Annotated in this window: 8 protein-coding genes, 1 pseudogene and 1 riboswitch; of the genes and pseudogenes, 2 read left to right on the forward strand and 7 right to left on the reverse strand. The window is 37.5% G+C overall.

The genetic code is table 11. The features are described from left to right. Window positions 1-3 precede the first annotated feature (3 nt). Window positions 4-64: riboswitch (Fluoride riboswitch) on the reverse strand. Between the two features lie 101 nt (window positions 65-165). From AAHB15_RS09285 to AAHB15_RS09310, 6 genes and pseudogenes are all read right to left on the reverse strand, one after another. Next, window positions 166-999: a D-alanyl-D-alanine carboxypeptidase family protein gene (locus tag AAHB15_RS09285; RefSeq protein ID WP_335572792.1), complete on the reverse strand. Its 834-nt coding sequence runs from the start codon at window positions 997-999 to the stop codon at window positions 166-168. Window positions 1,000-1,114: 115 nt separating this feature from the next. After that, window positions 1,115-2,308, reverse strand: coding sequence for a nucleoside transporter C-terminal domain-containing protein (locus AAHB15_RS09290; protein ID WP_335572793.1), 1,194 nt, complete (start codon window positions 2,306-2,308; stop codon window positions 1,115-1,117). Between the two features lie 543 nt (window positions 2,309-2,851). After that, window positions 2,852-5,467: a phosphoenolpyruvate synthase gene (ppsA, locus tag AAHB15_RS09295; protein ID WP_342042253.1), complete on the reverse strand. Its 2,616-nt coding sequence runs from the start codon at window positions 5,465-5,467 to the stop codon at window positions 2,852-2,854. Between the two features lie 371 nt (window positions 5,468-5,838). Then, window positions 5,839-6,891: pseudogene (locus AAHB15_RS09300) on the reverse strand (transposase); the annotation flags it as partial. A 765-nt stretch (window positions 6,892-7,656) separates the two neighbouring features. Beyond that, entirely contained in the window at window positions 7,657-8,961 is a 1,305-nt protein-coding gene (locus tag AAHB15_RS09305; protein WP_342042254.1) for a hemolysin family protein, read from the reverse strand. A gap of 95 nt (window positions 8,962-9,056) precedes the next feature. Then, on the reverse strand, window positions 9,057-9,470 hold the full coding sequence (locus tag AAHB15_RS09310) for a MerR family transcriptional regulator (protein ID WP_335573438.1): 414 nt from the start codon (window positions 9,468-9,470) through the stop codon (window positions 9,057-9,059). Between the two features lie 340 nt (window positions 9,471-9,810). On the opposite strand from AAHB15_RS09310, the gene AAHB15_RS09315 reads away from it, so the two are divergent. Together AAHB15_RS09315 and AAHB15_RS09320 are read left to right on the forward strand one after the other, a co-directional pair. Further along, on the forward strand, window positions 9,811-10,194 hold the full coding sequence (locus tag AAHB15_RS09315) for a DUF1398 family protein (RefSeq protein WP_335573437.1): 384 nt from the start codon (window positions 9,811-9,813) through the stop codon (window positions 10,192-10,194). A gap of 323 nt (window positions 10,195-10,517) precedes the next feature. After that, window positions 10,518-11,516, forward strand: coding sequence for a DUF3231 family protein (locus tag AAHB15_RS09320; RefSeq protein WP_335573436.1), 999 nt, complete (start codon window positions 10,518-10,520; stop codon window positions 11,514-11,516). Window positions 11,517-11,618: 102 nt separating this feature from the next. On the opposite strand, the gene AAHB15_RS09325 is transcribed toward AAHB15_RS09320, so the two are convergent. Next, window positions 11,619-13,199 carry an amidohydrolase gene (locus AAHB15_RS09325; RefSeq protein ID WP_342042255.1) on the reverse strand — a complete coding sequence of 527 codons (1,581 nt, stop codon included), beginning with the start codon at window positions 13,197-13,199 and terminating at the stop codon, window positions 11,619-11,621. Window positions 13,200-13,331: the final 132 nt, after the last annotated feature.

Genomic DNA, 13,331 nt, shown 5'->3' on the forward strand with positions numbered 1-13,331 from the left:
AAATCACTGGTGGGAGTCATCAGTCACTTCGACGGTTTAAGGCGACTCCATCGCCTATTGAATATGTATAATCATATAAGATAATTCTTTTGCAGACAACTTAAACCAATTGATTTGTTATTGATGTGTTTGACTTCCCTCTTTCTTAACGTTTCGGAAACATGATCAGCGCGCCGTAAGTGTTTGCATATAATCGAATGAATAGTTTGCCATTGTTTGAATATCACTATATTTTGACCTTTTATCCGACTTCATGACCACAGAGATGACTTCCTTATTGCCCTTTTTTAAATATTCAACTAATGTGTGCTGTGCTGCATCGGTAAATCCAGGTTTACCAGCAATAGCGTTCGGCATGGTGTGAAGTAGATTATGGATCGTTTTTTCTTGCATGCTTGTTTTAATTTGTGTTGTTTGTGTAGACAAGACCTTCAGAACGTTAGGATGCTCAATCGCTTCTCTTGTGATGAGGGCCATGTCATATGGAGTGGTGTAATGATTTGGATCATGAAGACCATTTGGTGTAACAAAATGGGTGTTTTTTAGACTCAATTGTTTCACTTTGTGATTCATCAGTTCAGCAAACCCTTCTTCACTGCCGGCCACGTTTTCAGCAATCGTAACCGCCACATCATTTGCACTTAATAACAATAATGCTTTCATTGCGTCTAGTTTAGAAATCTTCTCTCCCGGTGTAAGCCCCAAACAAAGGCACTCTTGAGCTGCGGCATTTCGGCTAACCATTAACATTTCTCCATCTTCCATTCGTTCGTCTAAAATAGTGGCTGTTAGCACTTTAGTCATACTTGCAGGATACGCTTTTGAATGGGCATTTTTGTTATAAAGAATCTCGCCTGTTGAGGCATCTATGGCTACTCCAAACGCTCCCACAATTTGTGGAGGTTCTGTCTCCGCCCTACTGACCTTAACTGATGACATTCCTGACATTAATAAAAGGACTAAGATTGTTGCTGTAATGAGCTTGCTGATCTTTGTCATGATGTACCTCCAGTTTGACGAACCTTTACTTCAAGTATTTAACTAATATTATCCGTTTTAATTTATGCCATTATTACCAAATAAATAAAAAGAGCCCATTTAGGCTCTAATTTTTTTACCATATAAACAAACCAACGAACATGGCACTTAAAAGAGATACGGCAATTCCGCTCACTAAAAGCTTCCAAACGTTTTTTCCGATTATACGAGACTTGTCATCACCCATAATAGAAGCGATGGCTCCGTAAATCATACCAACCGTACTAAAATTGGCAAATGAAGTTAAAAATGTAGTTGCCACGGCTACGGTATGCCGTGGTAACGAATCTAAATGTTTCTTAAGATCCATCATTGCTACAAATTCGTTTGTGGCAAGCTTTGTTCCCATCAACTGGGCAACGTACATGGCATCATGGCCATACAAGCCAAGAAGAAAAGCAAACGGGCTAAAAATCACTGAGAAAATCTTTTGGACTGTTAGCCCGTGGACAAAGAAACCCAAAAAGCCATTTACACAGGCAGTTAACGCTACATAACCTACGACCATGGCCATGATGACGATGACCATACGAATTCCGACAAGCATGCTATTTGAAATGGTAGAGAAGAAATCTTTTCGTTCTTCTTTTGAAGGAACATAGACCACATCATCTTCTTTACTGACCTCTATAGGATTTAAAATACTTGCAAGCAGTAAAGCATTTAAGCAGTTTAAAGGAATAGCTGCAAATACATATGTCCCAGGTACCATGCTAAGATAGGCACCGATAATAGAACCGCTAATACTGCTCATACTCATAATTCCAAACGTAAGTAGGCGGTTTTCTCTTAACACTAAGAGCTGTTGACGAATAACGGCTAATGCCTCTGTATTTCCAAGGAACATCATTTGTAATGAAAAGAAGCTTTCCAGCTTTGGTAAGCCTGAAATCTTGGAAATCACCCAGCCTACTTTATCGATAATCCAAATTAAGATCCCAAAATAAGTGAGGATATCAAAAAAGGTAATGATAAAGATAATCGGCATTAAGGCGCTAAAGAAAAAATCAATGGAGGGATTCGCCATTGCAGATGGGAAGACAAAAGAGATTCCCTCGTTTGCACAGGAAATAAGAAACGTAAAAAACGAAGCAATTTGATTGATGATCCATGTCCCGATTTTAGTTGCTAGCATAAACCAGGTAATAAGCAGTTCAATTACAATTAAACTAAGGACAGATCGCCACTTTACCTTTTTCTTATTAGGAGAGCAAAGGAATACCAGACCAAAAACAACCAAAATGCCAAGAATATTTAATAAAAAAAACATGCAAACAACTCCCTATCTTCTGTTTCCCTGTATATGAAAGCCCTCATTTCACCCTCAGCTACAAACCTGAGCATGAAAAATATGTACTTTGGAAACCGAGCTTAACACAAAATAACAAGTATCTAAAAAAATAGTCTGCATGTTAATTACCTAGTTTATTCAAAATACACAGCATTCCGACGTTTTGATTGCTCCGGTAAAAATTGAACTGAACCTCTATTGGGGGTGCCACCAGCAAAATGCGAATTTACAACGTTAAGGAAATCAATATTAAAAAGCCCAATTTTAATGCTGAGAAATTGGGCTTTTTCGTTACTCAAGAAAAGCGCTCGATTGTGGAAGATTGATCGATACCTTATTAGCGCATAAAATCGTCGTTTTTTTTCAACAAAGTCTCCATTACTGCAATATATTTACTACCAATTACGTAACAAAAGATGGGGAGATAAAAGGACGAAGAGGGTAACTGCCCTTTTATCCATGACAGGTTGCGTTCCATGCCGTCCATTATGACAGAGGCTCTTACTTGACGTATTAAGCCATTTACAATATTTCTATATACCCTTCTGTTCCATGCACGCGAATACGCTGCCCGTCTTTTATCATTTTGGTAGCATTCTCCACTCCGACAACTGCTGGTAAGCCGTATTCACGTGCAATAACTGCTCCATGGGTCATCAGTCCACCAACTTCGGTGACTAAGCCTTTTATGGATACAAACAATGGTGTCCAGCTGGGGTCAGTAAAGGTGGTGACTAATATATCTCCATCTTCTAGTTCAGCATCTTCCATGCTTAAAATGACACGTGCTCGTCCCTCGATCACTCCGGAAGAAACAGGAAGACCTATAATAGCTTCGGCGGGGAGATGTTCTCGTTTGTATTTCCCTGCAATTATTTCTCCATCAGACGTGATAACACGAGGTGGAGTTAGTTTTTCATATAATTTGTACTCGTCTTTTCGTTTGCTGATGATCCGGTCATCCAGTTTCTTTGTGCGTATGGTTTCCTGCAACTCTTCAAAAGTGAGATAGTAAATATCTTCCTTTTTATTAAGAACGTTGGCCTGTACGAGTCGTTCCGCTTCCTTTAGTAAAGCCTTTTTATAAATGAAGTAGCGACTTACAATGTCGTATTTCGGATATTCACGATAACCGATGAAATTCCGGATCAGGTCGATCATTTGTTTTGTCTCTTCGGCTTTTTGTTCACCACCCGGTAATTTTTTTAATAGGGCTAATAAGTCCTGTTCTTTGTCCAAAGCTTCCTGTCGCCCTTGCTCAAATTTTCGTTTGCTGGCTCCAGGCTCAAGGTTTTTGATGTTACTGAGGATCATAGGTACCAGTATGCTTGGTTTTTCACTCCAGCGTGTTCTTGAAATATCGATCTCACCGGCACATCGCATTCCATATTTGTCGAGATAAGCAGCAATAGCAACACGCACCTGCTGCCCACCTTCGAATTGAACCAGTTCATCCAAAAAGTTATCATCCTTTACCTGTTGTAAATACTCAATTATTTCCGGATAGGGACGTATCACATCTGCAACATCCAGTAGCTTCATACCCATTTCGGAAGTGACGTTGTTAGGTACAGATAAGGAAAGTGTGTCTGCTACGTTTTTTTCACCTAACCATTCATTCATTTTTTCATTGATCCATGCTGAAGCATGGATGGCGGCCATAATCACACTCAAATTTTTCATATCTGACGCACGCTGCCGCCGTTGCCGCATATCTTCCAGGATACAATCAAATACATCCAATCCTAATTTAGTTTCGATGTTATGTTTTAACGCTGATAGCGATGTCTCACTACTCTTAATCAACTTAGCAACAATTTCAGGATCGTTTCCTGCTTCTGCCAGAATATCCGCAGACGACATACCCTTATGACTTTTAACAGGCCCTAGTTCGCTTTTGTCATTTGGGTCCAATTTTATAAAATCCCGCTCTATGATCGTCATAAGCGCGTCTTTTATGAGCGGATCGGAGTGCCCTAAAACACCCAATAAATTTTGCCTGCCAGCATGAGATGCCAAGCCCATCGTGATATCCACAAACAGCCTTCCCCCACCAGTTTTAAACATGGGTGTGGCACCTGTTAACATCCAGACAGATATCCCCAGTGGTTTCATAGGATCAGTCATCATTTGCTGATGGCCGACAGATACATACACGTGATTCTCCTGGTCATTTGCTTCAGGAATGGGATATAAAGTGGTGATCGGCCGGCTCTGGACAATATAAAATGTATCATCAGCCAAACACCATTCAATGTCTTGGGGGCAGCCGAAATGTTCTTCGATCTGTCTTCCAATGTGTTCCAGTTGTAAAATTTGTTGATCCGTAAGGGTTTGCGTCTTTTGCTGATCAGGATTGAGCAGCTTATTCTCTGTTCCCCCTTCTTTTCGTCCATAAATAGCCATTTTTTTGATTTCTATCCTCTTGCTGACGATTACCCCATCCTGTACTTGATAACAATCGGCAGAGACCAAGCCAGAGACTAATGCTTCGCCAAGTCCAAAACTGGCATCGATGGATAGCAGCTTTCGATTAGAGGTAATCGGATCAGCAGTAAATAAAACCCCTGAGGTCTGCGGGAATACCATTTTTTGAACGACAACGGAAATAAAAACTTGGCTATGGTTAAATCCGTTTTGCATCCGGTACATGACCGCGCGATCCGTAAACAGAGAGGCCCAACATTTGCTAATATGCTGCAAAATATCATCGACGCCGATGATATTTAAATAGGTGTCTTGTTGACCGGCAAAGGAGGCATATGGTAAATCTTCAGCAGTCGCACTAGAACGCACCGCATAAGTATGTTCCTTGCCAAACCGGGAGAGATAGCGAATAACTGCTTTCACAACATCAGAAGGAATTTCTGCTTCCATAATGATTTGTCGAATTTTCCTGCTGATTTCACTAATCTGATCTCGATCCTCTACTGTTAGCATCGTTAGCCGATCCAACAATGCATGATACGTTTCGTTTTGCTCAATGGCTTTTTGATATCCGACTGTTGTTACACAAAATCCTTCCGGTACTTGTAATCCTTGAATTTTAGATAATTGTCCTAAATTCAATCCTTTTCCGCCAACGAGCAACAGCTGCGATTTTTCCATTTCCTGAAAACCGAGAACCAAAGAACTCATTCAATATCTCTCCTTCGAAAAAAATTTGACAAGAGCTTTCAGGAGTGGTAAAATATAAATATATTATGGGATATATATAACATTCAACCGGAAAGCAGATGTGATTTGATTATATCATCGTGTCTGTTTTTGTGCAATATAAAAAGAACCTGGTAAACTATCCAGGTTCTTTTTGGATTTCCCGCTACCATTAGTCACATCAAAAACCATGGTTCGAGCCGAACTCCGTCACTGCATAGTGTCCCTAGTGGTTCTATGCAGCCTATGGAAATCCTGAAGTTGCGTCGGGTTCTTATTGGGGTACCGTCAGGAAAATGCGGATTTACAACGTTAAGCCCATTTTCCTGACGATTCCCCTGTTTTTATCAACGTTAAGAAAGTTTCAGTGGTCTTAAAGAATCTAACGAGACCATTTTCTCCGAATTAAAATGGTATTCTCCTAGTAAATTAATATGTTCCCAACCTAGAGGTGACATATGGTGCAATAATTCTTCATTAAAACTACCTATCCGTTTTTGATATTCAACTGCTTTTGTTAGATGTAGAGTATTCCAGATACTGATTGCATTGATAATTATGTTTAAAGCACTGGCTCTTTGCAATTGATGCTGTATGATCCGTTCCCTAAGCTCTCCTTGTTTTCCTAAGAAAATAGCTCTTGCCAGTCCATTCATAGCTTCTCCTTTATTCAATCCTTTTTGTATTTTTCTTCTTAATGATTCATCCGAAATGTAATTTAAAATAAAGATCGTCTTTTCTATTCGGCCCATCTCACGTAAGGCTGTGGCTAAGCTGTTTTGTCTTGAATAAGAACCTAGTTTCCCCATAATAAGGGATGCTGAAACTGTTCCTTCCCTTATAGAATGAGCTAATCGCAATACATCCTCATAATTTTCTTTAATGACCTTTGTATTTATTTGTCCACGTAAAATGGCTTCTAGTTTTGGATACTCACTTGCTTTATCTATTGTAAATAATTTTGAGTCCGATAAATCTCTTATTCTTGGAGCAAATTTAAATCCTAATAAATGGGTCAATCCGAAAATTTGGTCTGTGTAACCGGCCGTGTCTGTATAATGCTCTTCTATGGTTAGATCCGTCTCATGATGCAACAAACCATCCAAAACATGAATCGCATACCTTGAATTAGTATGAATAATCTTTGTGTAGTAAGAAGAACATTGATCACTCGTAAATCGATAGATGGTGGCTCCTTATCCAGTTCTGTAATGTGGATTTGCATCTGCATGTAGAGATGAAACCCCTAACTGCATTCTCATTCCATCCGACGAAGATGTTGTGCCATCTCCCCAATAATAAGATAATTGTAATCTGTGATGAAAATTCACTAATACTGCTTGGGCTTTATTCATTGCGTCTTCATACATGCGCCATTGAGACACATTGGCTAGTTGCTTATATGTAAAACAGTTACTTTTTCATTTAGTAGTAAAAAATATGAAGGTATAGAGGCGACAGAGACATTCCCTTTTGAAAAATTAGGTATTGACGAGGATATGGATGAAAAAGCATTAAAAAAAGTAATAGATGAAATTTTCCAGGCATGGGTTTGGGATAAACTTAATATTTCTCATAGTATAGTTATAGACGAGGGCAAACGCACATAGTACAGATGATATTCAGTAACAAAAGAGAAATTACCTATTTTGATTAACGGATGTCCATTACTTGAACAAAACATCAAAAAATGATCATACCTTTGGAAAATCAATATTTACATTGAATACATGTAAATATTGTGAGAACCATTTTGCGGGTGGTGTCAGCTACGCTGGTACTACCCCATATAGGATGGATTGTTATTCAATTAACAGTCTTCAACACTCAGGCGCTTTTCTTGATTAACGAAAAAAGCCCAATTTCTCAATTTTTTCTGAGAAACTGGGCTTATTAATATTGTAACTTCCTTAACGTTGTAAATCCGCATTTTCCTGACGCTACCCCTATTGGAGAGATGATTTAAAAAAAGAAAGTAGGAAAACCCCACTTCAGCTATAATATAAATTTTTATTTAAGTTATAATAATATTTGTGTGAAATCAGAAAAATCTTCGGTAGATAAACCACAAGATAGTTTCTGTAAATCCCACAAAAAAGGGATACTGATTTTTCAGTATCCCCTTTTTACCCAATCCAAAATGAATTAGCGAAATAAATTCATTTATTCAACTAAACAGCCACTTGGTTTAATTTTACAATTTCTAATGACTTGATTTGATAGCTATCCACTTCAATTACTTTAAACTCATAGTTATCATGACAAATTTTTTCACCTTCAGCAATATCCATTTTCTGTGATAATATCCAACCACCAATGGTATCCATATCAGTATCGTCTAAGTCTAAACCAAATAAATCATTTATTTCTTCAATAAGAACTTTGCCATCTACGATGGTTTTATTTTCACTAATTTTATTAATATCTGGTACCTCATCCGCATCAAATTCATCACGGATTTCACCGACAATTTCCTCAAGAATATCCTCGACTGTTACTAAACCTGCAGTCCCTCCATACTCATCCATTAAAATTGCCATATGAATGCGGTCTTTCTGCATTTTAAGTAACAAATCGTGAATGGCAATGGACTCAAAAACTTGAATCACAGGACGTACATAATGTTTAATGGGCGTATCTAAATTCTTATTGATGATATAATCCGTCAAGACCTCTTTCATATTCAACATTCCCACAATGTTATCTTTTTCACCATCAATAATTGGGTATCTTGTATAATTTTCCTCTTTTACGATTTCAAGACATTCCGCTAACGTTTGAGTTCGATCAAAAGCAACAATCTCAGTACGTGGTACCATAATTTCTTTTGCAATTCGATCATCAAATTCAAAAATATTGTTAACGTATTTAAACTCAGATTGATTAATTTCTCCACTCATATAACTTTCATTAATAATTAATTGAAGCTCTTCTTCAGAGTGTGCTGTTTCATGTTCTGATGCGGGTTTCAATCCAAATATCCCTACAACTAATCGAGCCGAACCATTTAACATTTTTATAAAAGGATACATAATTTTATAGAATAGTATCATTGGTCTAGCGAAAAGCAATGTGACTGTCTCAGCTTTTTGGATTGCAAACGTTTTTGGTGCGAGTTCCCCAACGACCACGTGAATAAATGTAACAGAGGCAAAGGCAATAATAAAGGATGTTACACTTGAAACAGTTTCTGATAAGTTTAAGGTAACCAACAGCGGATGAAGTATATGCTCGACCGTTGGTTCCCCCAACCATCCTAAACCTAATGCAGTAACAGTAATACCCAACTGACAGGCAGATAAATACTCATCAAGGTTTGAAACGATTTTTTTTGCTGCCAGTGCATTTTTGTTACCTTCCCCAACGAGTTGGTCAATTCGGGAACTGCGGATTTTAACAATAGCAAATTCATATGCTACGAAAAAAGCAGTAAATCCAATTAGAATTGCTATGATCAGCAAATTAATTAATATCAATGGTCACCTCACTTTTACTTAAAAGTAAGGAATACACCTCCTGGTTTATTAAAAAATAATATAAATGTTATGATTAGGAATCTAATGACCTGTCATTAACCAAATAATAATAACAATGTTTGCGCCAACGTTACTCCCTGTAAGGAAAGTTTATTTACAAGTATTTCTTTTTCACTATTATTTAATCTTTGAAGTATTGGCTCCATTACCTTTATTTCCTCTTTTAAATGATCCATTAAATTAGCAATCTGTTCACAATGTTTCTCTATTTTCTCTTTATCTATCTCAGTATCTGTATTAATCATACGAATAGCAGATTTAATTTCTTCAAGCGGCATATTAAGAGTTTTATAATGTTCAATTAATTCAAGAATTTTAATAGATTCTTCTCCGTACATTCGATAATTTGAATCCGTCCTAACAGGGTTCAGTAAGCCTATATGGGTGTAATAATCAATAGTTCTTCTCGACAGGTTCATCAAACTGGCTATTTCTCCAATACGATACAACTTCCCAACTTACTCACCCCTTTCTAGTTATGTTACTATAACACGATATAAACCGTACAGTCAACGTGATGGTTAAAAAAGTGGCATAACGATCGTCATTGGCCGCCAAAAACAGGAAGTGACGGTAGTAGCAGTTGTTCCCATTTCATTATGAAATCTTCTCTCTTACGTAAAGGAAGCAGTTTTGCATCTTCCATTAGCGGTTATAGTCTCCGTTTTCAAAAGAATTTCCTTCAAAAAGATTTCTTTTTAATGATTTGATTTGAATATTACAATTCTAGGCATAAGAATTAGCTTTACGGTTAAAATGATGAAGAAAAAATCTTATGGAGGCATGATCATGAATGACAAACTAACGGAGAAAGAGTTAAATAAGATTATTGAAAGAAGAAGCACAGGAAAGACAAGTTTTGCTGAATTTTTGGTTGAATTATCTGAAATTGGGATTATGCAATACCAAATAAATGTTGCCACAGGGCAAGCCTCTTACATGGGCGAGCATTCGGAGTTACAAACAGAACCTCAAGTAAACTTTGTGATTGCAAATCACTTTAATAGAGATCAGGCATTACAATCAATTGCAAACATTACCCTTCCCTTTCTGGACTTTTTAAGAGAGATGGCAAACGCAGGAATTATGACCTATACAGTCCATATTTCCGAAAAAAAAGCTATTTATCAGGGGAAGAATGGTGAACAAATAGAAGAACAGATTCAACTTTAAAATCCAATATCATTATTCTCCAAGTAATCCCCTCGATAGTTATCGGCTATCCTGCTGCCTCATTTTTTGATTTAAGATCGTTTATAAGAGGTATTGACTACCTTGTATGGTAAAACTATCAGATCACTTAACAGATCCATTAAACAAGAATTAATTTTAATACTATAGAAGTATGTGCGTATCCACTATCCGCTTCCTAATTATTCAATTTTAAAAAAAGACCAGTGCAGGTACAGCTAATTAATTCCTAAAGCGACCTCTTTTTTATTAAATTAGTAACTTATGGTTAAAATAAGAAAAAATAAAAACTAGGAGGGGTTTAAATGACGAGTGGTGTTCCAATTACCTCATCAGAATTAGCCAATTTATGGATGACTTATCAAGAAAAAACCATGATTATAAGAATATTGGAGCATTTTATAGAGCACGCCGATAATGAAGAAAAACTATTGTTACAAACTCATTATAATAATGCATCCATAACAATAGATACTATTAAGGAAATTTTCAAACAAGAAGGAGCCGTAATTCCAATTGGTTTTACAGAAGAGGATGTATTTAAGGGAGCTCCAAAGTTGTATGATTACATTTTCGATATCATGTATTTGCATATGATGACGAAAGTGGAAATGAGCCTATATTCCCTTTTTTGTGGCATGTCCTATCGGAAAGATATTAATGATTTTTTTATCAATTTGACTGCAGAATCCCAAGAGATGAACAGCCAATCCACTCAGTTCCTTTTAGAAAAGGGAGTTTTGGTACGTCCACCTTTTGTATCGATGCCTAAAGAAGTACATTTTGTACAGGATACCCATTATAGGAGTGGTTTCAATTTGTTGGGAGAACTGAGATCTTTAAATACGATTGAAGTTTCTCTTATCCATCATGCCATTGAAACAAACCTAGTAGGAATGCAATTAATGATTGGATTTGCCCAAGTAGCTTCAAATAAGGATGTGCAAGACTATCTCGTCAGAGGAATGAAATTGTCAAAAAAGATTGAAATGGATTTAGGTGAATTTTTACGCAAAAGTTTTATTGAACCCCCTGCTACTCATGCAGGTAAAGCAACTGCGTCGAAAATTGCACCATTTTCAGACAAATTGATGATGTACAACACCAGTTTATTAACGTCATTTGGGCTCGGAAGTAATGCATTAGGCAGCGCATTTAGTTTACGAAATGACTTACCAGCAAAAATGGCATTTCTGGCAAAAGATATTTCCACTTTTGCCTCTGATGGAGGAAGGATTATGATCAAAAATGGATGGATAGAGGAACCTCCACAGATTGAGGACCGTAATGAACTAACTAAATAACTTTTTATAGAAGGACCACAAAGTAGATTGTTACCTTGTGGTCAATTTTCATACTTAAATAAAAGCTTTGACATGTTTTCTATGTTACTATTTCTGCTTTATTTAACTTCTATTAAATACTATTCGACCAGCTACGACTGTTTTCAAGGCTTTTGCCGCAAGCATATCCTCGGATGAGCCCTCAAATAAATCACGATCAAAGATGGAAAAATCCGCGACATATCCAGCTTTAATAAGCCCGCGTTCATGTTCTTTACAAATGGCTTTTGCACTGCCAATTGTATAGAGCTGGATTGCTTGGAAGCGAGACAGCTTTTGTTCCGGAATGTATCCATCATGCTTTGCATAAGGTTTTTTTCTCTCAACTGCCGCATAAATAGAATACAATGGATTAATCTCTTCTACAGGTGCATCTGTCCCAGCTGAGCACATTAATCCTCGGTCGACTAATTTTTTCCACGCGTAGGCCCATTCCAGCCGGTCTTTACCTAGTCGATTGAGGACCCAGGGGAAATCTGAAGGTACAAATGCGGGTTGAAGGTCTAAAACTACTGGTAATTTTTCCATTCGGTCTATTAAGTCTTCACGTAACACACAGCAGTGGATCAGGCGGTCTCTTTTACCGTTTGTTAATGGATATTTTTCTATTACAGTAAGTATCTGTTCTGCGCCTGCATCTCCAATCATATGCACGGCGACAGCTTCATTATAATGCCGGGCTAGTTTCACTAATGCTTCTAATTGTTCATTCGTTTGAATCAATAGACCACGATTGTTTGGTTGATCTGAGTACGGTTTTGATAAGGCAGCAGTAGCTCCTCCTAATGCACCATCAACAAAGATTTTCATGGCACCTGGTTCAATAAATGGCTCGTCAAAAGTCACATTGGCCTTCATCATTTTTTCAAAAACAGCATTATGTCGAAGCAGTGTTACTCTAAAATGATGTTTTTCCCCTACAACCCGATGGAAAGCGGTTAACGGATTTGAAAACTTTCCAAAGTAGCTCATATCTTCAGTGTGTCCTCCCGTTAAACCATAGGACAGCATCTCATCAATGGCAAGATTAAGCGAATGGGTTAGAGACTCGATGTACGCTTCACCTTCTCGTGGAATCGCTTCTGTTACGGAATTAGTTGCTAGGTCATATAACAAACCATTTAACGTACCTTGTTCATCTCTTCCAATCTCTCCGCCTGCTGGGGATTTACTATCTCCAAAGATTCTGCCTGCCTCAAGGGCTGCTGTATTTCCCAAAATAACATGATGACAGATTCTAGTTAGTACGATTGGTTCTTTGCGAATGGCATCGAGCTCCTGGATTGTCGGAATCCGTTGATCTGCAAAGTTATTTTCATTCCATCCTTCTCCAAATAACCATTGGTCCGGAGGTGTAGTCTTTGCTGCTGCTTTTACCATATCTAACATTTCCTCAGCTGATGCAGCTTTCGATAAATCTAGCCGTGTTAACTTTTCACCTTGAAAAATCATATGCAGGTGACTATCCACGAAACCAGGATACATGGCGGCACCGTCCAAATTGATAAACTCATCTGCTAAATTACTAAGTTCATTAAATGTCCCTGTTGCAATAATTCTGTCATCTTCAACAAGGATTGCCTCTACTGTTTCTTTTTCCTTTTCCATTGTGTAAATTTTTCCGCCATACCATAGTCGTTTCATTAACTGCCCTCTCTTTCCTTATTTAATTTTGTTGATAGTATAATTATCTGTATAACTGTACCGAAACTATACTTTTACTGTGGTTATGTCAATTATTTTTCAGATATTAATTAAAAAGCAGAGAATTTTATA

This window comes from Bacillus sp. OTU2372, assembly GCF_038440275.1.
Lineage (GTDB): Bacteria > Bacillota > Bacilli > Bacillales > Cytobacillaceae > Neobacillus > Neobacillus bataviensis_B.